Origin of the sequence: Microvirga subterranea (genome assembly GCF_003350535.1) — a bacterium.
Lineage (GTDB): Bacteria > Pseudomonadota > Alphaproteobacteria > Rhizobiales > Beijerinckiaceae > Microvirga > Microvirga subterranea.
Genome location: NZ_QQBB01000007.1, coordinates 142,065 through 167,012, shown reverse-complemented (window position 1 = coordinate 167,012; position 24,948 = coordinate 142,065). Strand labels below are relative to the sequence as shown.

Annotated in this window: 20 protein-coding genes and 1 pseudogene; 11 read left to right on the top strand and 10 right to left on the bottom strand. The window is 61.1% G+C overall.

Translation table 11 applies throughout. The features are described 5' to 3' along the window. Window positions 1-5 precede the first annotated feature (5 nt). Entirely contained in the window at window positions 6-344 is a 339-nt protein-coding gene (locus DES45_RS18255; protein WP_114771604.1) for a phasin family protein, read from the top strand. A 57-nt stretch (window positions 345-401) separates the two neighbouring features. On the opposite strand, the gene DES45_RS18250 is transcribed toward DES45_RS18255, so the two are convergent. Together DES45_RS18250 and ppk2 are read right to left on the bottom strand one after the other, a co-directional pair. Further along, window positions 402-728: a DUF1476 domain-containing protein gene (locus DES45_RS18250; RefSeq protein ID WP_114771468.1), complete on the bottom strand. Its 327-nt coding sequence runs from the start codon at window positions 726-728 to the stop codon at window positions 402-404. A gap of 297 nt (window positions 729-1,025) precedes the next feature. Then, window positions 1,026-1,871 carry a polyphosphate kinase 2 gene (gene ppk2 / locus DES45_RS18245; RefSeq protein ID WP_114771467.1) on the bottom strand — a complete coding sequence of 282 codons (846 nt, stop codon included), beginning with the start codon at window positions 1,869-1,871 and terminating at the stop codon, window positions 1,026-1,028. Between the two features lie 278 nt (window positions 1,872-2,149). Here ppk2 and DES45_RS18240 point away from each other — a divergent pair, with 278 nt between their 5' ends. Further along, complete coding sequence (locus DES45_RS18240; protein ID WP_114771603.1) at window positions 2,150-2,566, top strand: hypothetical protein; 417 nt, start codon at window positions 2,150-2,152, stop codon at window positions 2,564-2,566. Between the two features lie 128 nt (window positions 2,567-2,694). Here DES45_RS18240 and DES45_RS18235 read toward each other — a convergent pair whose 3' ends face one another. Genes DES45_RS18235 through DES45_RS18230 form a run of 3 tightly spaced genes read right to left on the bottom strand, consistent with a single transcriptional unit; the run spans window position 2,695 to window position 7,364 of the window. After that, entirely contained in the window at window positions 2,695-4,284 is a 1,590-nt protein-coding gene (locus tag DES45_RS18235) for a glycogen debranching protein (protein WP_210210235.1), read from the bottom strand. 57 nt (window positions 4,285-4,341) lie between these two features. Beyond that, a complete protein-coding gene (locus DES45_RS25410) occupies window positions 4,342-4,869 on the bottom strand; it encodes a hypothetical protein (protein WP_210210234.1) in 528 nt (175 codons plus the stop codon). After that, window positions 4,854-7,364: a glycogen/starch/alpha-glucan phosphorylase gene (locus tag DES45_RS18230; RefSeq protein WP_114771466.1), complete on the bottom strand. Its 2,511-nt coding sequence runs from the start codon at window positions 7,362-7,364 to the stop codon at window positions 4,854-4,856. The genes DES45_RS25410 and DES45_RS18230 overlap by 16 nt, the downstream gene beginning before the upstream one ends. Window positions 7,365-8,941: 1,577 nt before the next feature. On the opposite strand from DES45_RS18230, the gene DES45_RS18220 reads away from it, so the two are divergent. The 5 genes and pseudogenes from DES45_RS18220 (at window position 8,942) to DES45_RS18200 (ending at window position 15,332) form a co-directional block, all read left to right on the top strand. Further along, window positions 8,942-10,162, top strand: a complete 1,221-nt coding sequence (locus DES45_RS18220; protein ID WP_114771464.1) for a site-specific integrase — start codon at window positions 8,942-8,944, stop codon at window positions 10,160-10,162. Between the two features lie 701 nt (window positions 10,163-10,863). Beyond that, window positions 10,864-11,721: a site-specific integrase gene (locus tag DES45_RS25225; RefSeq protein WP_170151555.1), complete on the top strand. Its 858-nt coding sequence runs from the start codon at window positions 10,864-10,866 to the stop codon at window positions 11,719-11,721. Next, window positions 11,699-14,029 (top strand): hypothetical protein, encoded by a 2,331-nt coding sequence (locus DES45_RS18210; protein WP_147282444.1) that lies wholly within the window; start codon window positions 11,699-11,701, stop codon window positions 14,027-14,029. Before DES45_RS25225 ends, DES45_RS18210 begins: the two co-directional genes overlap by 23 nt. Further along, the gene (locus DES45_RS18205; protein WP_114771461.1) at window positions 14,019-14,501 is read left to right on the top strand and encodes an HTH domain-containing protein; all 483 of its coding nucleotides are present in this window, start codon (window positions 14,019-14,021) and stop codon (window positions 14,499-14,501) included. The genes DES45_RS18210 and DES45_RS18205 overlap by 11 nt, the downstream gene beginning before the upstream one ends. An 80-nt stretch (window positions 14,502-14,581) precedes the next feature. After that, window positions 14,582-15,332: pseudogene (locus DES45_RS18200) on the top strand (IS5 family transposase). A 940-nt stretch (window positions 15,333-16,272) separates the two neighbouring features. On the opposite strand, the gene DES45_RS18190 reads toward DES45_RS18200, so the two are convergent. The 4 genes from DES45_RS18190 to DES45_RS18175 form a co-directional block, all read right to left on the bottom strand. Beyond that, window positions 16,273-17,280 carry a hypothetical protein gene (locus tag DES45_RS18190; RefSeq protein WP_147282443.1) on the bottom strand — a complete coding sequence of 336 codons (1,008 nt, stop codon included), beginning with the start codon at window positions 17,278-17,280 and terminating at the stop codon, window positions 16,273-16,275. Window positions 17,281-17,288: 8 nt separating this feature from the next. Continuing rightward, the gene (locus tag DES45_RS18185; protein WP_114771458.1) at window positions 17,289-18,377 is read right to left on the bottom strand and encodes a hypothetical protein; all 1,089 of its coding nucleotides are present in this window, start codon (window positions 18,375-18,377) and stop codon (window positions 17,289-17,291) included. A gap of 269 nt (window positions 18,378-18,646) precedes the next feature. Next, window positions 18,647-20,089 (bottom strand): AAA family ATPase, encoded by a 1,443-nt coding sequence (locus DES45_RS18180; protein ID WP_170151554.1) that lies wholly within the window; start codon window positions 20,087-20,089, stop codon window positions 18,647-18,649. 177 nt (window positions 20,090-20,266) lie between these two features. Further along, window positions 20,267-20,614: a DUF6634 family protein gene (locus DES45_RS18175; protein ID WP_114771456.1), complete on the bottom strand. Its 348-nt coding sequence runs from the start codon at window positions 20,612-20,614 to the stop codon at window positions 20,267-20,269. Between the two features lie 472 nt (window positions 20,615-21,086). On the opposite strand from DES45_RS18175, the gene DES45_RS18170 reads away from it, so the two are divergent. From DES45_RS18170 to DES45_RS18155, 4 genes are all read left to right on the top strand, one after another. After that, on the top strand, window positions 21,087-21,383 hold the full coding sequence (locus tag DES45_RS18170; RefSeq protein WP_114771455.1) for a helix-turn-helix domain-containing protein: 297 nt from the start codon (window positions 21,087-21,089) through the stop codon (window positions 21,381-21,383). A gap of 208 nt (window positions 21,384-21,591) precedes the next feature. Continuing rightward, entirely contained in the window at window positions 21,592-23,355 is a 1,764-nt protein-coding gene (locus tag DES45_RS18165) for an ATP-binding protein (protein ID WP_114771454.1), read from the top strand. Between the two features lie 223 nt (window positions 23,356-23,578). Then, a complete protein-coding gene (locus tag DES45_RS18160; RefSeq protein ID WP_245571788.1) occupies window positions 23,579-23,803 on the top strand; it encodes a hypothetical protein in 225 nt (74 codons plus the stop codon). 40 nt (window positions 23,804-23,843) lie between these two features. Beyond that, entirely contained in the window at window positions 23,844-24,071 is a 228-nt protein-coding gene (locus DES45_RS18155; protein WP_114771453.1) for a hypothetical protein, read from the top strand. 218 nt (window positions 24,072-24,289) lie between these two features. On the opposite strand, the gene DES45_RS18150 is transcribed toward DES45_RS18155, so the two are convergent. Then, entirely contained in the window at window positions 24,290-24,922 is a 633-nt protein-coding gene (locus DES45_RS18150; protein ID WP_114771452.1) for a response regulator, read from the bottom strand. Between the last annotated feature and the right edge of the window lie 26 nt (window positions 24,923-24,948).

The following is a 24,948-nucleotide window of genomic DNA, read 5'->3' as shown; positions in this document are numbered from 1 at the left end:
AAGACATGGCAACGATGCAGAGCAAATCGGCGGCGGACGCGCTGCGCAACATGAGTGAATTCGCAGCGAGCGGCCAAGGCGGGCGCGCCCTGACCAATGCCGCAGAGACGTGGTTCAACGCCAGCAGCGAGTGCCAGAGAGAGATGATCAGCTTCATGTCGAAACGCCTCGAAAGGGACGGAGAGACCTTGCGCGAGATGGTGAGCTGCAAGACCCTCGGGGATGTTGCGGCGCTGCAGTCCCGCTGGATCGAGGAGACGGTCCGGGACTACAACACGGAGATGACCAAGCTGATGGGGATCTACGCGAAATCCGCCGATATCGCCCGCACGCGGACTCCTTGACCGTTGTCCCAAGCCCGATGAGGCCGGAGGGCGGCGGCAGCCCTCCGGACCCAAAGCCTACCAGGTCGTGGAGCGAACTGCAGCGACGGCGAAGGTCATCAGTTCGGCCATCTTCTCGCGAATTCCCTCCTCGGACTCCGCGACTCCGTGGCTTGCGAAATCGGCCTGGATCCTCTCGACGAGGCTTTCGTCGACCACAGCCGCCACGACGCTCTTGCCGATCTCGTTGGCGTAGGCATCGGCCCTCTCACCGGTGAGGCCGATCTGCGTCGCGGCCCATTGCCCGAGCAGCCGGTTGCGCTTGGCCAGCGCCCTGAAACGCGCCTCCTCGTCATGCACGAACATCTGCTCGAAGGCCTGCTCGCGTTCGTTGAAAAGAGTCATGGAGCGCTCCCTCCTCAAGCGGCGCCTCGTCCATTGCGGGAAGTCGGGTCCACCGTTCCGCACGACGCGCTAGGGCGACTTGGATCGGAAAGCATGAACTGCGAAAGAGGCGGCGGCTTGGCCGGGCTTGAGCAAATTCCATAAGGGCCGATCTGGTCCGGCCATGGAAGGAGTGTCCGAACGACATTCCCAGTTCGTGTCGTCGGGGTGCAGGGCCCATCCTGGTCTCCCCAACGGATGGGTGGAGCACCAGCCCCTTCGACCTCCGGCGCGCTCACGCTTCTCGTGTGCGGCATCTCAGTATCGCGAAGGCACCACATTGCCCGACGGCAAACTGTCATCGACTCCCTTCGGGCGCGGATCCATCTTCGGGACCCTGGGCAGATCGAGTCTTACCTTCTCGTAGGGAACCATGCTCAGCATGTGCGAAATCAGGTTGAGGCGCGCCCGGCGCTTGTCGTCGGAGGGGACGATGTACCAGGGATTGGTCGGGGTATCGGTTCCGCGAAGCATGTCCTGATAGGCGATCGTGTAATCCCACCATCGCCGCACGGACTCGGTGTCCATGGGGCTGAGCTTCCAGTGCTTCACCGGATCATCGATGCGGTCGGCAAAGCGGCGATGCTGCTCCTCCTGGCTGACGTCGAGAAAATACTTGAGGAGGATGATGCCATTGTCGACCACCTCCTGCTCGAAAGGCGGAACGAGGCGCATGAACCGCTCGAACTCGTCCTGGGTGCAAAATCCCATCACGCGCTCCACGCCGGCCCGGTTGTACCAGGAGCGGTCGAACAGCACGACCTCACCGGCGGCCGGGAAATGGGCGATGTACCGCTGAATGTAGAGCTGGCTCTTTTCGCGCTCGGTCGGAGCGGGCAACGCGACATGACGGAAGACCCTCGGGCTCACCCGTTGGGTGATCCTGCTGATCACGCCGCCCTTGCCGGCCGTGTCGCGCCCTTCGAACACGACGATGATCCTCGCGCCCGTGGCCTTGACCCATGTCTGCAGCCGGACCAGCTCGACCTGGAGCTTTCGCAGCTCAGCCTCGAAGTCGTTCCGCTTCATCCTCGGCGTCTGGGTCTTTTCGGAAAAGCCATCGGTCGCGTGTCTCTTCCTCGTGATGGTATCCTGGCGGCTCATGTCACGCTCCGACGGAATTCGGCTGCTCGGAGACGCTCGCCCGATCCGGTGGAGCCATCATTGACGAACGTCAATCTGGCGCCGTTTCCGAGTCAGGCAGAGGCGGTCGGGATGTCGGTCCGAAATCGCAGGCCCCTGCGTCACAACCTCCTACCAGATGACTAAAGTCAAAGACTGCGCAGGCCTTTCGCTCGATGCTGCTTCACGGCCGGCAGATCCGGCTCGCCCTGTCGACGCGTCTCCCGAACGGGGCGCCCCATTTCCCGAAGGAGGTCTCGATGAGATTGCTTGGAGTTTCCGGCGCCATGATTCTCGCCCTTGCGGCTTTCCCTCCGTCCGCGATCGCCGCAGAAACCGGGCTGTCCTCCTATCAGGGTGCATGGCTGGAGCCGGGCCTTTCGTGTGACGACATCTACGCCAGCACGGGCAAGAGTCCCTCCTTCAAGAAGCCCATTGATATCTTTGCGCCGGCCTTCATCATTTCGGGCAAAACGCTCCGGACGCCGATGGCATCCTGTCGGGTGAGGTCGGTGAAGTCGACGGACGACCGGCAGGTCATCACGCTGAACTGCGCGAACTCCGTCGCAGCCAACGACGTCACGGTGCAGATGGCCGCGGCACCGGACGGTTCCCTCAAACGCTTCTTCGACGATCAGGACAAGATCGGCAGGCCCTATAAGCGGTGTGCTCGCTGAGCCGGTCCGACAGGACCGGAAGCCTGAGCACGGCGTTCCGCTCTCGCAGCCGAACAGGTGCACTGGAAGGGGAGCCGATCGGAAACGAGAATCCCGTTGGCTCCTCCATGCCCTGCTCGGCAGTTCGCTTACCCCTTGCTCTTCCCGAACAGGACGACCACCGAATGCGCTTCCGCCCGATAGAACGGCTCTGAAACCGACGGCGCGATCCGCCAGGGCACGATGTCGTCGGGTGAAGGGCGCGCGGTACCGATCCACCGCCGCCAGGGAGACGGCTCTCTTCCCAAATGCGGCAGCTGGAAGGTCAGCGGTTCCCGATGGGCATTCAGGATCAGGTAGACGCGAAGCCCGTCCCGACGCACCTCCGCTTCGAATGCAAGGCTGTGGGAGAACTCCCCCCAGTCCGGCTGGCCGACCTCGAGACCGTGCCACGTCTTCTCCGCTTGGCTGATCAACGTGCTCAAGGGCAGGCGGCTGCGCTCATGGTCGACGACGCGCAGAGTCCGGCGCGCGTTGAGCAGGGTGACGAAACGGTGCAGGTCGGCGTGCTTGGCGGGCAGCGTCCAGTCGAACCAGCTGATCTCGTTGTCCTGGCAATAGGCATTGTTGTTGCCCCCCTGGGTCCGACGGACCTCGTCGCCCATGAGGATCATCGGCATCCCGAGCGAGAGCATGGTCACCGTCAGGAAGTTCTTCGCCTGCCGGTTCCTGAGCCCCTCGATGGAGGGGTCGTCGCTCGGCCCCTCCACGCCGCAGTTCCAGCTGCGATTGTCGTCGGTTCCGTCGCGATTGTCCTCGCCGTTCGCCTCGTTGTGCTTCGTGTCGTAGGAGACGAGGTCGTTCAACGTGAAGCCGTCGTGGCACGTCACGAAATTGACGCTCTGCTCGGCCTCGCGCTGCTCGTGCCCAAAGAGCTCGGGACTGCCGACGATCCGGTCGGCGATCCGCGCAGCCGATCCGGGACCGGCTCGGAAGAACGAGCGCACGTCGTCGCGGAACCGTCCGTTCCATTCCCTCCAGCTGTCGCCGATGAAGCTTCCGACCTGGTAGAGGCCCGCAGCATCCCAAGCCTCCGCGATGAGCTTCGTGCCGGCGAGCGCCGGATCGGATTCGATGTCCCACAGGATCGGCGGATTGGGGATGGGCTGACCCGATGCATCGCGCCCCAGGACCGATGCCAGGTCGAACCGGAACCCGTCCACATGCATCACCTCGACCCAGTAGCGGAGGCTGTCGATGATCATGCGACGGACCGCGGGACGGTTCGCGTTGAGGGTGTTTCCGGTGCCGGTGTAGTCGGCATAATGCGAGCGATCCGCCTCGAGGGTGTAGTACATGGTGTTGTCGAGGCCACGGAAGCACAGGGTCGGCCCCGTATGGTCGCCTTCCGTGGTGTGGTTGAACACGACGTCGAGAATGACCTCGATCCCGGCCCGGTGCAGGGCCTTGACCATGTCGCGGAACTCGTCGATCGGGCCGAGGGGATCCTGCCGGGAGCTGTAGGCCTGGTGCGGCGCGAAGAACGAGACCGGCGCATAGCCCCAGTAGTTCACCTTGCCGGGTGGGCAATCCTGCGCATCGAATTGGAAGACCGGGAGAAGCTCCACGGCCGTGATGCCCAGTTGCTGAAGATAGGGAATCTTCTCGATCAAGCCCGCGAAGGTGCCGCGCTTCGCCTCCGAGACGCCGGAGTTCGGATGACGGGTGAACCCGCGCACATGCATCTCGTACACGATGGTCCGGGCCGAGGCGCGCCGCGGGGGCGCATCTCCTTCCTAGTCGTAGGTGGAGGGATCGACCACGACGCTCTTCATCGCGGTCGCCGTGTTGTTGCCGGGCCTCCGCGCCGCCTCGCGGCTGTAATGCGCCGGAACGGCGACGCCGCGCCCGTACGAGTCGAGAAGAACCTTCTCGAAGTCGAAGCGAAGGCCCCTTTCCGGGTCGAACGGTCCGTCCGCACGATAACCGTAGAGCTGGCCCGGCTTCAGGCCCGGAACGAAGACGTGCCAGTCATGATAGCTGCGATTGACGACGGGATCGAAGCGCACCACGCGCGCAGGCTCTGCCTGCCCGACATCGTCGAAGAGCAGGAGTTCGATGGCGGCGGCGTGTTTGGAGAACACGCTGAAGTTCACGCCGCCATCGTTGAGGCTCGCCCCGAGCGGCGCCGGCCTGCCCGGCTCCGACGTGCGCAGTGGACTTGCCCGCGCCGGAGCAGGCGCAAAGGCGATCGTCGCCATGTCGTCCGCGTGACCGCTGGTCCCGTCGCGCGCCGTCGCCCCGCCGCCTACCGCACCGGGCATGGCTTCGCATCCCAGATCTCGGCCGCATACTCGGCAATCGAGCGGTCGCTGGAGAAGCGTCCCGATGCGGCAATGTTCAGGATCGCCTTGCGTGTCCAGGCGTCCTGGTCCGCATAGAGCTCAAGCAGCCGCCTGTCCGCATCGAGGTATGCCGTAAGGTCGGCCAGATGCCTGTAGCGGTCTCCATGCATCAGGAGAGTGTCGCGCAACGGCTCGAAGACGCCGGGCTCGTAGCGGCTGAAATGGCCCGAGAAGATCAGGTCGAGCGCCGATCTCGTCTCCGGCTCGTTATCGTAGTGCCATTGCGGGCTGTACCAGCTCTGGCTCCGGGCGACCTCGTCCGCCGTCAGGCCGAACAGGAAGAAGTTTTCCTCGCCGGCGGCTTCCGACATCTCGATGGCCGCGCCGTCTCGCGTCCCGATGGTCAGAGCCCCGTTCATCATGAACTTCATGTTGCTCGTGCCGCTTGCCTCGTAGCCGGCCGTCGAGATCTGGTTCGACACGTCGCTGGCCGGGATCAGCTTCTCGGCCAGGGATACGCAGTAATCCGGCAGGAAAACCACGCGCATCCGGCCGCGCACGACCGGATCGCCGTCGATGGTTCCGGCGAGATTGTTGAGGAGCTTGATGACGATCTTCGCCAGGCGGTAGGCGGGCGCGGCCTTGCCTGCGAAGAAGAAGGTGCGCGGCGCCATCGCGAGATCCGGGTTCTGCCGCAGCCGATTGTAGAGCGCGACCACGCGCAGCCCGTTCAGCAGTTGGCGCTTGTACTCGTGGATGCGCTTGACCTGACTGTCGAAGATCGTGCCGGGGTCGATCTCCACTCCCGACGTGGACCTGAGCCACTCCGCGAACCGGATCTTCGCCTCCCGCTTCGCCGCCCGCACCTCGCTCAGAAATCCTTGGTCGCCCGCCAGAGGCTTGAGCCTCTCGAGCTGCGAGAGATCAGTGATCCAGCCGTCGCCGATCGCCCGCGTGATCGTTGCGGCAAGAGCGGGATTGGCCAGCAGAAGCCAGCGACGCGGGGTCACGCCGTTGGTCTTGTTGCTGAAGCGCTCGGGAAAAACCTCCGCCAGATCCTTCACGGTGACGGTGCGCAGCAGATTGGAATGGATTGCCGCCACCCCGTTGGTGCTGTGAGAGCCGACGATGGCCAGGTTGGCCATGCGGATCTTGCGCACGTCCCCCTCCTCGATCAGGCTGACGCGTCCGACCCGCCCCTCGTCGTGCGGGAAGCGGCTCCTCACGTCCCCGAGAAGGCGGTGGTTGATCTCCAGGATGATCTCCAGGTGGCGGGGCAGCAGCACCTCGAACCAACGCAGGGGCCATTTCTCCAGCGCCTCCGGCAGGAGCGTGTGGTTCGTGTAGGCGAGCGTGCGCCGGGTGATGTCCCAGGCCTCGTCCCATCCCAAACGCCCCTCGTCGAGAAGGATCCGCATCAGTTCGGGGACGGCGAGGCTCGGGTGGGTATCGTTGAGCTGGATTGCCGCCTTCTCGGGCAGTACGCCCCAGTCGTCATTGTTTCGGCGGAAGCGCCGCACCAGATCGGCCAGCGAGCAGGCGACCAGGAAATACTCCTGAATGAAGCGAAGCCCATGCCCCATGCTGGTGGAGTCATCCGGATAGAGCACGCGCGTCAGGGATTCGGCCGTCAGGCGCTCGGCCAGGGCGCCGACGAAGTCGCCTGCGCTGAAGACCTGGAAATCGAAGGAATGCGGCGCTGCCGCGGCCCAGAGCCGAAGGGTGTTGACGGTTTTCCCGCCATAGCCGACCACCGGGCGGTCATACGGCAGCCCGACCAGCATGGACGGCTCGCCCGGAATGACGACGAGCGCGCCGCCGCGCACCTCGAAGGAGCAGCCGAGCGTGACCTCCACCTCCTCGTGCGGCCTGGCGACCTCCCATGGGTCCGGATATCTGAGCCAGTTGTCCGGCTGCTCAGTCTGCCAGCCGTCGCGGATGGCCTGCCTGAAGATTCCGTACTCGTACCGCAGGCCATATCCCATGGCGGGGATCTGCATTGTGGCCATCGACTCGATGAAGCAGGCCGCGAGGCGTCCGAGGCCGCCGTTGCCCAACCCGGCATCGGGCTCCTGCTCGAGCAGGCTGAGCCAATCGAGCCCCTTTTCCTCGGTGAACTGCCGCATGACCGGATCGAGAAGGAGATTGGCCACGTTGCTGGCCAGGGAGCGGCCGATCAGGAACTCCATGGAAAGGTAGTAGACGCGCTTCGGGTTCTCCCGATCGTAGGTCTGCTCCGTGCGGATCCAGCGCTGGGACAGGATGTCCCGAACGGAGCGGGCGACGGCCTCGTAGCGTTCGCGGGGTCCCACGGCGAGAGGGTCGACCACGTTGTCGAACATGAGGTGCCGCTCGTAGAGCGCGTCGTTCGCACCCGTGAGCTGGATCGGGCCGCACTCGAACGGCCGGAGGAGCTTCTTCATCCGCGTCGCGTTCAGCTCTCTGACGTCGGCCGCCGCCCTGTCGCCGCTCATCGTCTCGGGCTCCCATCAGATCACGTCGTCCGGCGGGCGATCCTTCGCGTCACGGCTCGTGTTCGGGCCGGAATGCGTTCCGGTTCTTCAAGGCAGGAAGTGGAGGTTATCGCTTCCCACGCTCGGAAGGCCCTCTTCAACAGGAAGCGCCGCTCCGGGCCGCAGGCCGCCCGGTTGATCGAGCCAGCACCTCGGCAAGCAGGCGGAAACCTCCCGGAATCTCCGTCGGCTCTTCCGGTCACCCGGAGGAAACCATTTCACACCATATCGGCCCGGGGATCGGCCTCGCTGACAAAAATCAAACTTCGTCGCGCGCACGAGCGGCCCCCGATGATGCGATCGGAGATGCATTCGGACATCCCGGCCCTGCGCGGCCCAGCGAGGATCACGATCGCGTGGATGGAGGTCGCCCGGTGCGCCTGTCGATCAGGATGGCACGTCAATCAGGCCAAGCAGCCGCTCCGGCGGGAGCGGCGTTCGGCGCAGCGGATCCGGTTCGCCTCCGGAATGCACGTCGGGACGAAGGAACAAGAAAAGAGCGGCTTCCATGCAGGGGAAACCGCTCTGTCCAACCACGCCGGACATCTTGCGGGAGCAAACGCCCCGCAACCCGGGCCTCCTGGCGCTTCTTCGCCGGAGGCAGGATCATGAGCCGGAGGTTTGCCGTTCAGGAAATCTCAAGAAAGGCGCTGCGTCGGGAGCCGTCTCCCGACGCACGGGAGCATCAGCCGACCATCCCCGAATGTCTAGTTCCGGATAGTGTTGCCATCCAAGCACAATCACTCAAGCTATTGTGAAGCCTAGTAAAGTCCTCCTTGCTCTTTCCCTGAGGGGTGCGGAGATCGTTGCGCCTCAATTCATCCCCCGGTGTTGCGTTGCGCGGGCTGAGCAACGCAACACGATCAAAAGGTCACCACAGAACCAGGGTTAAAATTGGTATCCCGCGCCACATGGATGAAACGACCCCAGGCGAGTTACCTGTGGCGAAAATTTGCAGAATGACAGCGCTCGTCCTCCTTGGTTTTCGGCAATATCATCCGCTCCTTCTAGGTGCACCGGCCGAGCCACTTCCCAGAAAACCGAAATCCTGTGGATAACCCGCTTCGCTCAAAAAAGTGATTTGCTCGCGAATCCTTTGTCAACAATTGCGCGCGGTTGGCATAGGAAGAGGCCGGTTTTCCGCTGAGGCCCAAAGGACTCCCGAGGGAGCAAAAGAGCTCCGCAAGACTCATCCTTCACAAGGATTCGCGGCTTCCGTGCACCACCGGCCGGGGCTCTTGCCCTGTCAGGCATCTGTGCTGCACGCATAGGACCTCAACTGACGAGGTCTAGGAATGCACTACAGAGAAACCGACGGCTTTTGCCTGATCGCTCACCCTGCCGTCCCGCTACAGGACCGTGCCACCATCGACCCCAACGAGGATGCCTCCTCCGACCCAGTCGAAACCGAACTGTACCAGCGTGTCGAGGGAGTCGAATGCCGGGTCAGGGCTTGCACGACGTGCCCGCAGTTCACCGCGTCACAGGGTTGGCTGGGTTCGGCCGTGAGGCGGACACAGAGCACTGGGGAGTAGATCATGCGCATCCACTTGCGCGAGGACCTGCTTCCCCCGTCACTTTCCGGCCCTATTCGGGTCGACTCATATGGCCTTCCTAGATACTGGCTGACCGCTTGGGTAGCTCTCGACGGCGCTGGTAAATCGCTCTCCACGCAGCAGCGATGGCAAGCGAGCATTGAGAAGTTCTACTTGGCCGTCGAGAGGCGGCTCGGCTCAGATTGCCTCGACAGTCTCCTCGCGGACGCCGATCTCAAGCGCCTTGCGACTGTCCTCGAAGGCTACTTCGTGGAACTCCGAAACCGTGGTCTGGACGAGGGTGCCGGCGGAAACCAAGCCTGGCGCGAGGCGTACCAGTTCGTGAGGACCACGCTTGAGCGAGTGCTCCAGACGCCGAACATCCCAGGCATGGACGCCCTTCATGAGCGCCTCAACAAACTGGACAAGCTCTACAGTGACATCAAACCTAGCTACAAAGCCGGAACGAAAACACTGCGGGCGCTGCCGTCCGCTGTCGTCGAAGATCTGGACGAACTGTTATACCCAAGTTCCAGACGCAATCCGTTCAGGAGCGAGGATATCGCCTACCGCAACTTCCCGTTGTATAAACTGTTGCTGCACGAAGGTCTCCGGCGGAGCGAGGGGGGCATTCTTGCATTAGACGCGATCAAGGAAGGCATAGATCCAAGGACAGGAGAGGTTCGCTTTTGGATCAATGTGTCTGAGAACCCGTACGAGCCCCACGACCCGCGTTATGCGCGCCCTGGAATGAAAACTCCGCTCTCCACCCGCCAGATTCCAATATCTGATGAATTGGTGAGCCTAATCGAACTCTACACGGAGAACTATCGCGATCATCAGAGCCATAGCTTCTTATTTGCATCGCAAAAGAAGAAACCGCTCTCTCTGCCGATGATAAATCTCATCTTTGCCAAATTGTCCGAACGATTATCTGTCGCAGCAAAGAAGGCACTTTGGGATTTCCGGCGCAAGGAGAGCGTCACCCCTCACGATCTACGACATACATGCGCAGTTGTGCGGCTGACAGAATTTCTTGATGCCGGTGAGAGCATGGATGTCGCTTTGGCCAAGCTTCGAGCATTCTTCGGCTGGACTACAGACTCAGAGATGCCACGGCATTACTCCCGAGCCTACTTCGAAGATCGGCTGGCTACGGTTTGGGACAGAAGGCTTGATGCTCACATAGACCAGCTCAGGGCACTCGAGAGCAGGGCCGAGTGATGCATCGTTCAAACCTCGGAGTTGGCCAGCGGGTTCGTGCCGAGCTTGAGAGCCTTCCTGACCTACCATCCACAATACGCTATATCGATCCATATACGGAGCAATACTACTCCATTCCATCTCCCGCAACGAATGACCACTGGCGGGTTCACTCCCGTGGAACCAGCGAGATACTGCATTTATCAAGTTTTCCATCAAGTGTACGCGATCTGATGCGGAGAGTGCTTGCTTGGTGCCTTCGAAAGTACGCGCCCGCCACGGTCGGCGATACTTGTCGGGATCTCCTCTGGTTCGTAACATGCCGCACTGAGGAGTTCGTCCTCGCTCCGTTTGAGCTACGCCCTCTCGATCTGAAGCATTTTTGGCACTCCAAGGTCCTTCCGGCACTCATTGAGGATGGCAAAAGATCAACGGGTCTGAAGCGCTTTCTATTCTACCTGTGCGAGATGGATCTAGGATACCTTGGTCCCGGATATCTGGACTTCGTCTCATCCTTTGCCGGGCCAAAGGCAGATCTTTACTCCTCAATCCGATCCGCAGATACGTTTCTGAGCGCTAGCGAGGAACTCACCCTAATCAACTACCTGGATGATCTGAGCGCATCGGCCAGTTCCACGGAATTGGATCCAATTACCTTAAGAGGTGCGTGCGTTCTGATAGCTGCATTTCAACATGCAATGCGCCCTCTCCAGATTGCAAGGGTGAAAACAACCGACGTCCTCATTCGGCTTCCGAACGATCCAGTGACAGACGGTCCTATCGTACACGTGCGGTTTCACCGCGAGAAACAGGCCAATGAGAAGGACAGGGTAGCAATGATGCGCAAGATAAGGCGCGATTGGGCTGTGCTGTACAGGCAACTCTCGGCTGCCCGCCAAGCGAAGCCCTTGTGGCTGATCGGGCCTGACGCCGTCGATCAGTCATTCTTCGGCCTTTCGCCGGGTGCCGTTAGTCTTTTGATCCGAAGCCTGACGGCTGAGCTCCTACCCTGCCCGAGGAATGCAACCCAACTGCGCCACACCGCGGCGCAGCGTATGGCCGATGCGGGCGCGTCCCATGAGGAGCTTGCTGAGTTGTTGGGGCACAACAACACGAGGACTGCGATCCTCTATTATCGCGAGTCAGCCACCCAGGCCGAGCGAGTGAACAAGGCGCTCGCTACGTCGACGGTTTACTCAACGATCGTCAATATCCACAGAACGAGGACCATCGACTCCGCAACTCTTCTGGACCGTCCGCTGGACCACCAGATTGGTGCCGTCCCTCATGGAGTGCCAATCGCCGGAATCGGGATATGTGAGCTGGGGCAGTCTCTCTGTACGAAGAACCCTGTCCTGTCTTGCTATGGGTGCCGAAAGTTTCTGCCCGTCCGCGACGTTCAGGTTCACAAGGAGGTTTGTGACTCGCTGTATCCCGTCGTTACTCATTTCTTTCAAGCTTCCCATGGAGAAGCGGGATCCCCAGCCTACACACAATTAAGAAGGACAATTGAGGCTGCCAAGCAAATCATCACTGAAATCGACGGGGAAGCAAGAAGTGCAACGGAACAAGAATTTTGATAGGTTCGTTCAAACCTCAAAGGAAATAGCTGCATCAAAGGGCCTACTTTGGGCATTGATCATTGATGAAAGCGGGCGGATCGATGAAGACCAAGTCTGGGATCTTGATCGTGCCACTGGTGCTCCTATGGCAAAAAAGGGCCGCTTGCGAGATCTTGGAGCCGACCGTCGCGCGCTTTCTTTGCTTAACGAGGAACGTATTGCCGTTGGCAAGGCGCCCATCCAACAACGTGGTCTCGACTCAAGATGGGTCGATTTCCTGCTCGCAGTTGCCGTTGATTGGGTGTTCATCAAGAAGAATCGGCCAGGCACTCTCTATGACCGACGCCTGAGGCCCCTCCGGATCCTGGCGGCGGGTGCAACGGACGTAGTACCCTGGCTCTTAACAGTAGACCACGTCCGCACAGCGCTCCGGATTGCCTCCAAAATCGGAGAGTCGGAGCGTGCTGGGGTTGAGACTGCGGTGGCGCAGCTTTTCGACCGCTCCTTCCTTGCTAGCAACGCACCGCTCCTGCCACTTGCCCTAGATGGAAAGCCACGAGCTCAGATTGGAAGCCCGGGGAAGAGAATGCCCCCAGGCCAAGCAGACCTCCGAAGCCGTCTTGAGGACAGAAAATCGGCCGAGAAACTGCCTGAGATGCGGGCTTTCTGGGAATTAGTGCGCATCGCATTTACTGAACAGCCGCAGACTTACCTCGACACGTTGCGGTTCGATCATGCGAAGATCCAAATTTGTTGTGGGTTCCGCATCTCTGAGTCCTGCACCCTCCCGGCAGACTGGCGCCGAGTAAAGAAGTTCGTGACCAGCGACGGTCGTCCTGCCGGGGAGATTGGCGGGATCTCCGAGGCTCTCATCTTGCGCCACTTCGCCGCGAAGCAACGGGGAAGAAATGAAGATAGCCAAGTACTGTTCGAAGCGGAGCAACCTGTCCCACAAATCTTTGAGCCAATCATTGAGGAAGCATTTGACGGGATATTGCGACGTACCGAACCGCTGCGGCGTCGCCTCAAACAGCAGACAGAGACGGGTAGGCTATTTCCTGAGTTTGACCTGGCCGATCTGGTACCCGTTGGTGAATTCTATCCGAGGCTAAGCGGGGATTTGCGCTTACTCGACGACCAACTGCCCGAGGACTTGGTCGCAGAGTACAAGCGGACGTTCGCTCCTGAAATCCTCGATAGACTTTGGGAAACACAACTGCGTCCTGCGCATCGCCTGCGAAAGTATGCCGTGAACTATTTCCATCAGTTCGGCTTTCGCGCGGTAGGTGATCATGGGATCCTGTTCCCCGCTCGAAAGGCTGATGGATCAGCTTGGAACGGCCCGGTACGATGGATAGATGCCTATGTTCGGGTCGGTGAACTCGAAAAAGCCGTTCGGGAGGCAATGCCCCGCAAGCTCCCGGATGTGGACCCTCATCAGTTAACTGGCGGGCGCCGTCTGTACCCATACGAAATGCTGCTCCTCGCACCTAAGGCCGCGTTGGCTGAAGAGCGGAATGGGAACATACTCGATGTGAACAGATACTTCGCAATAGGAACAATCGACGACGACGATTTCAGGCGAGCGCTCGGCTCGAAGAATGCTAGCCTTTTCACGCGTTATGGCCGGACTGAGGAGGATCGCGCCCTTTCCTTGACCAATACCCACGCACTTCGACATCTCCAGAACACCGAGCTTTTCAGGTTAGGCCTTGCTGATACCATCATCACGAAGCGCTTCAATCGACGAAGCGTTCGTCAGAGCTATACCTATGATCACCGCAGCCTAGCGGAGGACTTAGATGCAATCGAGCTGCCCAGTAAGGCCACCATGTTGCCAGCGAAAGCTCAGCAAGCATTGAAGTTGATCAAGTCAGGACGGGTAAGAGGTCCGATTACTCATGAGTTTGAGCGGGTTCAACAGGTCCACGGTGAGGACGCTGCCCTTGAGTTCCTCGCAGTAGAGGCCGACGGCTTCCACGCGACGCCTTATGGGTACTGCGTCAACTCGTTTACTGTGGACCCCTGTCCTAAGCATCTCGAGTGCTTCAATGGCTGTCGAAGCTTGGTTCTATCCCAGAATGGCGAACATGAACGGAATCTCGACCTGATGGAACGGCAACTGACAGCCGCGATCGCAGCAATTGAACGACGGCCTATCGGCTCGGTGGGGAGAGAGAACCAGCTTGCAGACGCACAGCGCAAGCTGATGAACGTTCGTGCAGCAAAGGGTACACGCCCAGGACGTCACCCATTCCCGGACGGTCCGGATCTGTCCGCTGTAGCGGGCGTACCAAGCAGGAGGACGCCACTCGATGGCTTCTAAGAACCACTCCGTTGACGAACAATTGCCATACATCATCAAGGAACTGCTGCTATCGAATGAGAACGTGACCGCTCGCGCGATTGCCAAGCGCATCGGATGTTCAACATCAACAATCACTAGGAATAAGGACCGCACAAAGAAGGTTTCAGACGGAGCGGTCCGACAAACCCAGTTTCGCTTACACTTGGAAGCCGCCAGCAAGCAATCGATGGCCGATCTGGCCCGAAAGCTCGAGGCGACCGAACACCAACTTGCAGAGCGCAAGCGGCAAGTTCAAATCCTACTCGCATCTCATAAGGCCATGCTTTTGGCGATCGGAGAGGCTGGTGGGGTCGCTGGGTGGGCGCGTTTTTTCTCGCAGTACCAGAGCATACGCGACGAACTTGGAAGGCTAGGAGCTATCCCAGAATCGAGCATCATCCAGTTCAGGATTGATTCGAATGTGGCTCGCGACAAGGGTAGTTCGGACTAAGGCGTGTGGACATTCAGGTGACCTGAGGGATTCCCGCACCGGTTGGGATCTGATTCAAGACTGCAAACTGGAGGTCAGTTTTGAACCGTTTGGTGCTGAAGGATGAGCAGTGGGCCCGCGTCGCGTCGTTGCTGCCCGGCAAGGCCGGTGATCCCGGCCGCTCGGGCGCGGATAACCGCCTGTTCCTGGAGGCGGTGCTGTGGATGGTGCACACCGGGGCGCCCTGGCGGGACCTGCCCGCGATATTCGGGAACTGGAATACAGTCTTCCGCCGCTTTCGCCGGCGGGCTCAGACAGCGTGCTTGAGCACATCTTCCACGCGCTCTCAGGCGATCCTGATTTCGAGTACGCGCTCATCGACGGCACGATCATCCGCGTCCACCAGCACGGGACGGGCGCTAAAGGGGGACTTGTGCTCAGGCCATCGGGCGTTCGCGCGGCGGCTTGACCACCAAGATCGTGGCCCTGGTGGATGCACTCGGCAATCTGGCGCACCTTCTGCTACTGCCGGGGCAGCGCCATGACAGCGTCGGGGCAGAGCCCCTGCTCGATGGGATCGAGATTGGTGCGCTGATCGCCGACAAGGGCTTCGACAATGATGCGCTACGCCAGGAGCTGGATGCCCGTGGGGCGACCGCTGTCATTCCGCCCAAAGCCAATCGTGCGAAGCCAATCGCGTGTGACTTTGCCATGTACCGCTGGCGGCATCTGGTCGAGAACTTCTTTTGTGATTTGAAGCAGTTCCGCCGCATCGCCACCCGCTACGACAAGACCGATCTGAGCTTCTCAGCCATGATCTATCTCGCCGCCAGCTTCATGGCCCTCAAATGAATGTCCACACCCCCTAGCACGTCAATCAGATAGTCGCGGCAGAGGTAGTGCAGCAGCGTCGGCTTGCGTGAACTAGACCATATCGGTCACGCAAACTGTTTGAATTCCCATAGCGTCTTCATTGGAAGCGAGCTACCAACAATTGTTTGGCCGCCTGTTGCTCGCGACATCCCTCCTGACGGACGACTGCTTTTCGCACATGTGATCTACAGCGACCGCTCGATTTTGAATGCAAGTCAGCGACTTATGGTCCTCAATGCCGCAATCAGCTCAATCATCCGCCGCAGTGTACGCAGTGACCCTCCCGTACACGCCTGCTCAACCGCTTTCATGTCGGCTACGTCGTGGGAGTGGGCCCAACGTTGATACAATTCCTGCTCAGCAACGAGCTCGATGACAAGCTGGCGAGCAAAGATCGGGAGGCGCTCCCGCCCGGGCTCCGGAAAGTGGATGACACGGCAACGGTCCCTTGATGGCCTCGAGAGGCCGTCGATCAAGTTAGCGGCCACCACCCAACTGACATGGGAAGCGTCACAGGGCGCCCGCACATAATGGCTCGCCAACCTCTCAGGACATACCATCGAAAGCCACGGATCTATCCTCCATCAGGGCATCGACCGGACCCTGCGCTGCGCGCTAAGTTGGTATCAGCGTGAGAGGGTCCCCGCCCATCCAGAGCCCGCAGCGAGGCCCCAAAAATCGGAGGGGAAGACGAGTGTTCTCTGCTGGACAGCATCGCATGATCGCATACGTTCCCGGCTAGACAGGCGGCCGGCCTGACGCCGCGTTCTCAGTTGCTAAGGAGTGGTACATCCTTGAATTTCGACTCGGTTCGGCCGCGCCCATCCCCGAATGGCTTGGAGGTCGCCAGCGAAGTGCATGAGACAACGATGTTCACCACAGCGTGAAGCAGCACCGGACAGTACGGTCCGTGGGCCTATCAATCAGTGCCGTGGCTTCTTGCACAATCAAAGACACCCTCGCGCCGCCCCGCACACAGGGCTTCCCATGGGGTCTCGCCGTCTAGTACGCTGTCCGGTGTCAGGAACCATTCCAGTCTCATCCAAGGAGACCCGATCGGCATGATGGAGAGGATCTTGCGCACGTCCAGGACTGACGTCGGGTTCTTCAACTGGAACGCGGGATAGACCGTACGGCCGTCCATGTCGATGGCGATCAGGTCGCCCCCTTCCGTGTACCGCCGTAACTCCGGAGGGCTCATGCCGAGCCAGTCGGCCACGATACCCTCTTCCACCACGCCGCCGGCCTGCCGGATCAGCCACTGCTTGTACTCGGCAACGTCGTGATGCTGAATTGCATCATCACGGTAGTTCTGCCGCAGCAGCACCTTCGGAGGTGCCTCTCCGGTCAGGAACCGTACGATCGCCCGGCCGTGCCACAGAGCAATGTCGACGGACGCCTCGAGGCGTTCTGGCCGAGGATGGTCCGACAGCGGCACGAAAGTACCGTCGGCGGCCAGTGCGGCGAGCCAGCCCAGCGCCGCCCAGGCGAGCGTGAGATCCACCAGTGTCGGCTCCGGCGACGTCTCGGCGGATGCCGCGAGGGCGGCTGCCGCATTGCAGGCGAGTGCGATCATGCTCGCGCGATGCCCGAGGGCAGCCCGGTAGACGCTGCACCGCAACCTCCCCTCGTGTTCGTCCTCGGGCAGCGCGAGCATCAGCATGTAGATGCGCTGGGCCAGCTTTGCACCAACGACATTGGAGTCTTCCAAGTCGTTGAGCAGCCCTCGAAATGGGAGGAGCGCTCGGCACTCAAGTGGGTCGAGCCGCTCAAGGCGGGCGATCTCGCCCTTGACCCACTCAAGGACGTCCTCACGGAGGCTGTCCTCATAGAACGGCATGAGGCGCAGCAATTCGTCGGCAGACGGGAGCGCCCGTCCAGCCAGGATGTGGCCCTGGCGGGTGTTGTAGGCACGGATCTCAGCCATTCGGTCTGTCATGGACCACTCCTCGTCGGAGGCATACGCATGAAATCGACGAGCATCTGCCCATAGTGTCTCGCGGTGTCTTCCGGCGCGTCGCAACAGATCGGTTTCGGTTGCTCCACCAGCGCGGGCTCATCTGCCGCCAACTCGGCCAGCCAGCCCAGCGCCGCGGCGATCAGTTGATAGTCGGATTCTGACGGCGATCCGGCTTGGACTGAAACCAGGGCAAGTGAGACTGCCGTGCTCGCCATGTCGACCTGCGCCCATCTCACCCCGAGAGCCGCCCGGTAGTAGCTGCACCGAAGCCACCCCTCGTGATAGCCCTTAGGGAACGTGAACAGCAGACGTTCAACAATCGGACGGAAATCCCACTGGGTTGACGCCTCGTTGCTTGCTGCCTTCCGCAAGCGCCGAGCCTGTTCGATGATAGACCCTTCGTACTCGTCCCAATCATCGCGTCTGTACCCATCGCGTTCGATGCCGCCCAGCAGACGTCCGGCGTAGTGGCGCATGTCCTCGTGGAGGCTGCCCTTGAAGAACGGCGTTCCATGCAAGAGTTCAGTGGCTTCGGGCCATGCCTTCCCAGCCAGAATGTCCATCTTACGCCCCGACTGATCACTCGCTTGTGGCGTGATGGAAACCGGGTGACGGTTGAGGCTATCGGCTCCCACGCGTGCGGCTTGACGATCAGGACTCTTGCCGGCAGCCACATCAGCCGATGCTGTGAGGGTTCGTCGGCGTTCCTCATCCATCGGCAGCGGCTGTGCCCTGAGCCAGCTCAAATACACTCGGCACCGGCGGTGTTCGGTGAGCGCCCAAGGCGGCAGGGCATCCACCACCTGGAGGACGAGTTCGATCAAGTCCCCGTCGGTCTTGAGGCTGTCCCTCGCGCTGTACCGCAACCATCGGAGAGCGACGAGGGATTTTGAGCGGTCCCAACCCCCGTCCTGCTTCTCCGGCTTTCTCCGCACTAGGCGTTCCGCCCAGATGCTCATGTCCTCGCGGATGCTGTCCTTATGGAAAGGAAACCCGGTTTCCAGTTCCGCGACGCTTGGGAAACCCCGCCCTGCCCGAATGTCTCTGTGGCGTTTGCCGCTCATGGAGCCTCCCTCACGACGCGAAGGTCTTGTTCCCGTGAGCCGCTCCCTAAGGGCGGCCGGTGTGAAATCAGCGCGGCAGCGGCCGCGCACATGAATAGGTCTCGGATATGATCCAGATGTCGGATGTGCGGACCATCCGTCCGACTCCACGGAGCAGAGAATGACCCAAGGTTACGGCACCCAAGCCAGATTATTGGGGATTCCGCCTTGCTCCAGAAGTCGGTGATCAGGCCATACATTTTGTCCCTCGATGCGCGTCATGCTTGAGATCAGTGCCTCACGTCTCTGCTCGTTAGGATGACCTCGATCACCCTTCGCAGTTTGCGCAACGAACCGCCCGGCCATGCCTTTGTGACGGCTTCGACTTCGATCTCGTCGAGTGGTCTGACCCAGCGGTGATCCAGTCCTTGCTCGGCAAGGAGTCCCGAGATGATCTGGCGGCTGAGTGTCGGGAGATGATCCTGTCCGGGCTCGGGGAACGGAATGACCCGGCAGCGGTCCCGGAGCGGCGCCGAAACTCCCTCGAGAGAGTTGGCTGTCATCACCCATGTGACATAGGAAAGGTCACATGGTGCCTGGACATAGGGGTCGTGAAAGCGGGATGCCGTCTCGCGTTCCAAAAATGCGAGCAGTGCGTCATGGGCCTGCCCGTTGTGGCGGGAAGTCCCGACCTTCTCGATCTCGTCCAGGATCGCACCCGGTCCTGCCGCCTTGTAGCGGGTGATGAGGGCAACCGGGAGGGACGGTTCGCCCGTCGACCATCGACGGGGAGTGCCGGCGAAGGTGCCATCCGAAACCCCGCCGCATGGGATCAGGTCGTGAGGCAGATTGAGAACCGTCAGGAGGCGGGTCGCGAAGCGGGACTTGCCGCATCCCGGAGAGCCGACAAGGATGGTCGGGCGGATCTGGACATGGGACCGGAGCGCGACGTCCCGAAGGACGTCGTCGATCACGTCCGCCGCATACGGAAACTCCGCCCTCAACGCTGCGCGAGCCGCCTTGAGGTCAGGCACTGGGATCAAGGGCAAAGCCTTTCCGGTGAGCCCCTCGAGTTCCTTCGCGACCTTCTTCCCTTCTCCTGTGTTCGCATTGCCGACGTGGTTGAAAATGACCACCGATGTCGACATGGCGGCTCCCAGCGACCCCATCGGCATCGGAACGCTCGGGGTGTTTGCGGTTTCGTTCGCCGCCAACTTTCCGCGTGCAGTCTCCTCGTCAGCGATGGTGGCGAGCAGCGCCTCGTGAGCTTGTTGTTCCACAAACTCGACGAGCAATCCCCCGTAGTGGTCAACCATTCTCGCTGGCTCGGCCCGGGATGCTACTCGGACCTCACGCCCAAGATAGGCGTATCCAGGATCAGACGTTGCGAAGAAGAGCCAACCCAGTGCGGCCTTGACCATTTTCAGAGCCGTCGCGGGCTCCCTCGAGTATGACTGCATCGCAAGAGCCATGAGGATGGCATCGCGGGCGAGTGCGAGCGCGGCGCGATGATCACCGAAGTGCGCAAGGTAGATCCGGCACCGCAGTCGCCAGGACTGAACACCATCCGGAAGGCTGGCCGTGGCCTCCTCAAGGATGTCCGTGAGCGCCCGGACCTCGTCTGCGCCAGGACTGACGGTGAGTTGCTCCAGGCCGTTGATGGCTGCTGCGAAGTGGGCATGGCTCGCCTTCCTTCGAAGCCGAGGCATCAACCGCTCGGCAAAGGCCTGCATGTCCTGCCGGACATCGTTGGCAAGGAACGGCATTCCCTCGAGGAGTTCCTGCTCCGTGGGCAGGTGAAGGCCTGCTAGAGCGGCCTTCCGCCTGCGGTCGAAATGCCTCCGATCACGATCCGACCGGTGGCCAGGATCCCGGGGTGGCCTGTCTGCTGACATAACGAATCCTGCTGATCACGACGGACTGAAAGGGCCAAGCGGAGTTCCGAGGCGATACCAGCGGAGGAGGCCCCTTACCCAACCTTGCTGTTCAGCAATGATCCAAAAATCCAATAGCTCGCCGAGGGTTTGACCGTATGGAAGGAGCAGATCGTCCGTGAAGTCGGTCATGACGCGCAGGCAAGGCGCGGATTTGACCTCAAGGCTCCAGTTGTTAAGAACGGGAGCCTCAGCCAACTCCTGTACAGTGGGTCCATGCCCTTCCTGAATTGCCCGGAGAACCGGGATAAATTGTTCGAGGGCAATGATCAGCGCGGCAACGTTGTCTCGGCTCAGGATCCGATCCTTGTGGATTACGAACATCAAGTCCTTCCTATGTTCTGAAGCGGCGTCTGACGGCAAAGATGTGCGCGTTGACTGACGATACAGCCGTGCAGTGGACTCACTCGGCGGGTCGATGAATCAGGACCTCGTGCGCGGAGATGAGTGGCTCTCTGCTGATCGGGCGCGCACGTCCCACTTAGCCTCCACGAGGGCGGGTTCGCGACCTGCGGTCATGACTTGAACGTAAGCCGGCGAAGACCGAGCGCGGTCAGTCCGGCAGCAACTAGGAAGCTGGAAGTTGTCCGACCTGCTCCCCCTCTGGAGCCTATGAAAAGGAACGTCTCCATTGAGTCCTCCGTCACCCCAACTTTGCGGGTGGAGCGAATCAGTTCTGTTGGACCTTCATACGACCCTGCCAGCTAACCCGCAACAGGGACCTGTTTTCACGCATCAGCTCTGCATCCCACCCGCAATTGTTGACAAGGATCCAAGGCACCTGAAAGTGCCGGGAATGACCACCCATCCGAAGATCCTCAAGCTCGCGAGAATGGCTCTTGACCTCACTCAAGAGGACGTGGCCTCCCTTGCTCGTGTCAGCCTTCGCAACCTACAAAAACTTGAGGCCTGCGATCCGACCACCTCAATCCGCACGATCATGTTGGTCCAAGGTGCCCTTGAACGCCGGGGAGCTGTCTTCACTGCACACACCAACAAGGGATTAGGATTTCTCGTGCCGGTGGATCGCCTTCGAGCCTCGATCGAGGATCATGGTGAGACAGGTGTTAAGCCTGGAGAGAGCCTATCCTGAATGCAGGGAGTCTAGGTTGAATACCACCCGCTCAACCTTCCTGACGCATGGTTCTTGACTACACCCGCCGCAGTGCGGCGCGAGTTCTTGGCACGGAAACTGAATCTGCAAGTGCCGGACTGACAGCAATCTCCCGTGAAGCGGATACAGTTTGAAAATGAGACAGAATACCTGCTACTGAGGACTGCGGGATCAGGTATCGGTTCTCATGAACGAAAGCGCATACTTCTCCGTTGACACGAGGCTAACACGTCTCCTGGGTGAGACGTATCGATCCAGCGAGGCCGCCCTCAAGGAACTGGTGGACAATGCCTGGGACGCCGATGCTAGGAATGTCTGGATCACGCTTCCCACCCCACTGACGTCGGAGGCAATCGTCGTGCGCGACGACGGTACGGGCATGACGTCCGAGGAGATGCGCGGCGAGTACCTCAATATCGCGAGCGACAAGCGCACCCGCATGGGCGACAGGACGCAACGGCACAACCGGAAGGTCAAGGGACGCAAGGGCATCGGCAAGTTCGCCGGTCTCACGATCGCCGAGCAGATGCAGGTCAGCTCGGTGGCACGCGGTCGCAAGTCCACGCTCGTGATCGACAAGCGGGAGCTCGTCGAGAACGGCAGCGATCTTGAGGCCGTGCCCCTGCCCTTCTCTGAGGCAATCGCGACGGAAGGCGAATCCGGCACGACCATCACGTTGTCCCGCCTCGACGCCCGCCTAAACTTTCCCACGGCCGAGCGCCTGCGCGAGGTCCTGATCTACGAGTACGGACGCGAGGACGACTTCAGGGTTCACGTCAACGGCATGGCCCTCTCCGTCCAGGACGTGCCGGGCAGGACGACCCGCCTGAACGCGACGCTGCCGTCGGCGGGCGCTATCGACCTCCACTTCACGCTGTCTGAGGGCAGCAAGGTTCCGAGGTCGCCCGGGATCATCCTGAAGGTCGACGGGAAGGCGGTCGGCAGGCCACAACTGTTCGGCCTCGACGAGGACGACGAGATACCGCCCAAGCTGGCCAGGAAGGTCTACGGCGAAATCGAGTTGAGCGGTGTCGACGAGTTCGTCACGGCCGACTGGGGAGCGCTCATCGAGAACAGCAAGGTTTTCCAAGAAGTGCGGGCCTACGTCCAAGTCGAGGTCAAGAAGGAACTCAAGATCTCGCATGCCAAGGACATGAGGCTTCAGAAGGCCCGGCTGGAAAAGCAGGTCCAGCTCCGCCTCCAGCAGCTTCCGGAGCACCGCCGCCGCTTTGCCCGCGAGGCCCTCAACCGGATCCTGATGCGCTTCTATGGCGAGAGCGAGGAGCGGATCGCCACCATCGCGGACGTGGCGCTCGATGCGATCGAGCACGATGCCTACTGGGCGGTGTTCGAGAGCATCAACGACTCCAGCCGCGGCGATATGGAATCCCTTGCGGCTGCCCTTGATCAGTTCGGCCTCGTGGAGCTGTCGACGATCGGGACGCAGGCATTCCACCGTCTCCAGTTCCTCGACTTCCTCGATCAGCTCGTGCAGAACCCGAAGACGCTCGAGAAGGATGCCCACAAGGCATTCGAGAGGAACCCGTGGATCCTCGGGCGCAGCTATGCGACGATGTCCTCGAACCTGACCCTCAGGCATGTCATCGCCACTTACTGCAATGCCGAATTCAAGGGAGATCGCGCGTCCAAGCGTCCCGACCTCCTCCTATCCCAGGATTACGGCGAACGGTACCTGCTGGTGGAGTTCAAGCGCCCGGCGCATGATATCACGCGCGACGACGTCGCCCAGGCCGAGAAGTATCGCGACGATCTCTCCTCGAAATTGAACTCGACCTCCCCGATGGCCGTCATGATGATCGGCAGGGGGCGCGTGTCCACGCTCGATGCCAACCGTCTGTCTGAGGGGGTGTCGATCCATTCGTACGCGAGCCTGATCTCGTCCGCCCGTGCGCAGATGGATTGGTTGGTGGCGTCCTTGAAGTATCAGTGACCACCGGAACGGTTTTCCCGTCGTGGCCTGCATCGCGCCATGCCGCTACGCGGCACGTAGGGACGTGAGCGGTCCGCAGCCACGCAACCGCATTTCGGGCCGATCCGGTTCTTGCGGCAAACACGCTTTCCCCGCATTCCACAGGCCGCGAACAAATAGCGAACATTCTCCTGGCAGGCCGCGCCGTGAATCAGTAACTTCACGGCTCCCGACGGAGGTGACAATGACCGATCAGGTTCAGCCTGCATGCGACACGGACGAGATGGAGGCTGATGTGACCGCCTTGATCCTGGCCTGCGACGGCGATCCGAGAACCGTCATCAAGGCCCTTCTGGTAGAGAAACTCATTCAGGAGCAACGGATCGAGCGCCTGGCCGCATCACTGTCGTTCGGTTACGTCCGCGGACGGATCGGCGTCACGCCGCTGAACGGAACGTCGAGGACTTGAGTCGATGCGACATGGTCATTCGAGACGATCTCGGCGCCTCATGACTCGGGAGGTTGCCGACAGGCTCCTGGAGTCCCTGCGACCGACCCGCCATCTCCTCACGCGGACGTTGGCCGACATCCCGATCGGCGGCCCGGAATACCGTCAGATCGATCGCGTGGTGCAGGAGATCGATAGACTCGCCGAGATCCTGATCGGCGACGGGACCCACTACCATCAGAAGGTCCATTCCATACCGATGTCTGACCCGGGACATGGCGGCGAATAGATACGGAAAGACGCCTGTCCAAACTGCACGGAGCGAATGGTCTCAGACAATCGGCAGTTGCCCAAAGTCCGGTTATCGCCGCATCACCGACGTTCGGTGTACTTCCGCTTGGTGCCATCAAGCGACATTCCGTCTTCGCTGACGGATATGCACGCCCGGCGACATCCTGCCATTGGGCAGGCCCCGAGTTCGCCTCAGGTTCTTCCCGAGTTTCCTGCCTAGACGTCGATCATGCGGTTGCGGATAGCATAGCGGATCAGGTCGGCTGTGGTCCTGACCCCGAGCTTGCGCAACGCGGAGGCCCGATGCGTCTCGACCGTCTTGATGCTGATCCGGAGGATCGGGCAGATCTCCTTGTTCGTCCGGCCCTCGGCGATGAGCTGGACGATGGTGCGCTCGCGGGCGGTCAGAGGACTGCCGGCCGTGCTCCGGCCACCGAGGGTTGCATCGATCAGAGCCCCCGAGACCTTGCCTGAGATGTAGGCCTCGTGCCGGGCCAGCGTCTCGACAGCCTCAACAAGATGGCTTCGCGCATCCGCCTTGAGCAGGTATCCCCGGATGCCCGCCTGAAGGGCCTCGCGGATGACATTGTCGTCGTCGTGCATGGTGAAGACCAGCACCTCCGACCGAAGGCGCCGCGCCCGCATCTGCCGGACCACCTCGACCCCGTTCATCACCGGCATCGCATAGTCGAGGATGACAATGTCCGGCCGGGTCGCGGTGGCGAGCTCCAGGGCCTCCTGCCCGTTGCGGGCCTCGGCCACCACCGTCCAATTGGACCGGGTCTCGAGAAGGGCGCGCAGGCCGTCCCGGACGATGTCATGGTCGTCGGCAATCAGGATTTGGGTCATCGGGCCACCCCCGTCCTCCAGGGATC

Excerpts from the sequence above, each read along its gene's own strand:
- DES45_RS18255 (WP_114771604.1), top strand. The coding sequence starts at position 6 with ATGGCAACGATGCAGAGCAAATCGGCGGCGGACGCGCTGCGCAACATG.
- DES45_RS18250 (WP_114771468.1), bottom strand. The coding sequence starts at position 728 with ATGACTCTTTTCAACGAACGCGAGCAGGCCTTCGAGCAGATGTTCGTG.
- ppk2 (WP_114771467.1), bottom strand. The coding sequence starts at position 1,871 with ATGAGCCGCCAGGATACCATCACGAGGAAGAGACACGCGACCGATGGC.
- DES45_RS18240 (WP_114771603.1), top strand. The coding sequence starts at position 2,150 with ATGAGATTGCTTGGAGTTTCCGGCGCCATGATTCTCGCCCTTGCGGCT.
- DES45_RS25410 (WP_210210234.1), bottom strand. The coding sequence starts at position 4,869 with ATGCCCGGTGCGGTAGGCGGCGGGGCGACGGCGCGCGACGGGACCAGC.
- DES45_RS18230 (WP_114771466.1), bottom strand. The coding sequence starts at position 7,364 with ATGAGCGGCGACAGGGCGGCGGCCGACGTCAGAGAGCTGAACGCGACG.
- DES45_RS18220 (WP_114771464.1), top strand. The coding sequence starts at position 8,942 with ATGCGCATCCACTTGCGCGAGGACCTGCTTCCCCCGTCACTTTCCGGC.
- DES45_RS18205 (WP_114771461.1), top strand. The coding sequence starts at position 14,019 with ATGGCTTCTAAGAACCACTCCGTTGACGAACAATTGCCATACATCATC.
- DES45_RS18190 (WP_147282443.1), bottom strand. The coding sequence starts at position 17,280 with ATGGCTGAGATCCGTGCCTACAACACCCGCCAGGGCCACATCCTGGCT.
- DES45_RS18185 (WP_114771458.1), bottom strand. The coding sequence starts at position 18,377 with ATGAGCGGCAAACGCCACAGAGACATTCGGGCAGGGCGGGGTTTCCCA.
- DES45_RS18180 (WP_170151554.1), bottom strand. The coding sequence starts at position 20,089 with ATGCAGGCCTTTGCCGAGCGGTTGATGCCTCGGCTTCGAAGGAAGGCG.
- DES45_RS18175 (WP_114771456.1), bottom strand. The coding sequence starts at position 20,614 with ATGTTCGTAATCCACAAGGATCGGATCCTGAGCCGAGACAACGTTGCC.
- DES45_RS18170 (WP_114771455.1), top strand. The coding sequence starts at position 21,087 with ATGACCACCCATCCGAAGATCCTCAAGCTCGCGAGAATGGCTCTTGAC.
- DES45_RS18165 (WP_114771454.1), top strand. The coding sequence starts at position 21,592 with ATGAACGAAAGCGCATACTTCTCCGTTGACACGAGGCTAACACGTCTC.
- DES45_RS18160 (WP_245571788.1), top strand. The coding sequence starts at position 23,579 with ATGACCGATCAGGTTCAGCCTGCATGCGACACGGACGAGATGGAGGCT.
- DES45_RS18155 (WP_114771453.1), top strand. The coding sequence starts at position 23,844 with ATGACTCGGGAGGTTGCCGACAGGCTCCTGGAGTCCCTGCGACCGACC.
- DES45_RS18150 (WP_114771452.1), bottom strand. The coding sequence starts at position 24,922 with ATGACCCAAATCCTGATTGCCGACGACCATGACATCGTCCGGGACGGC.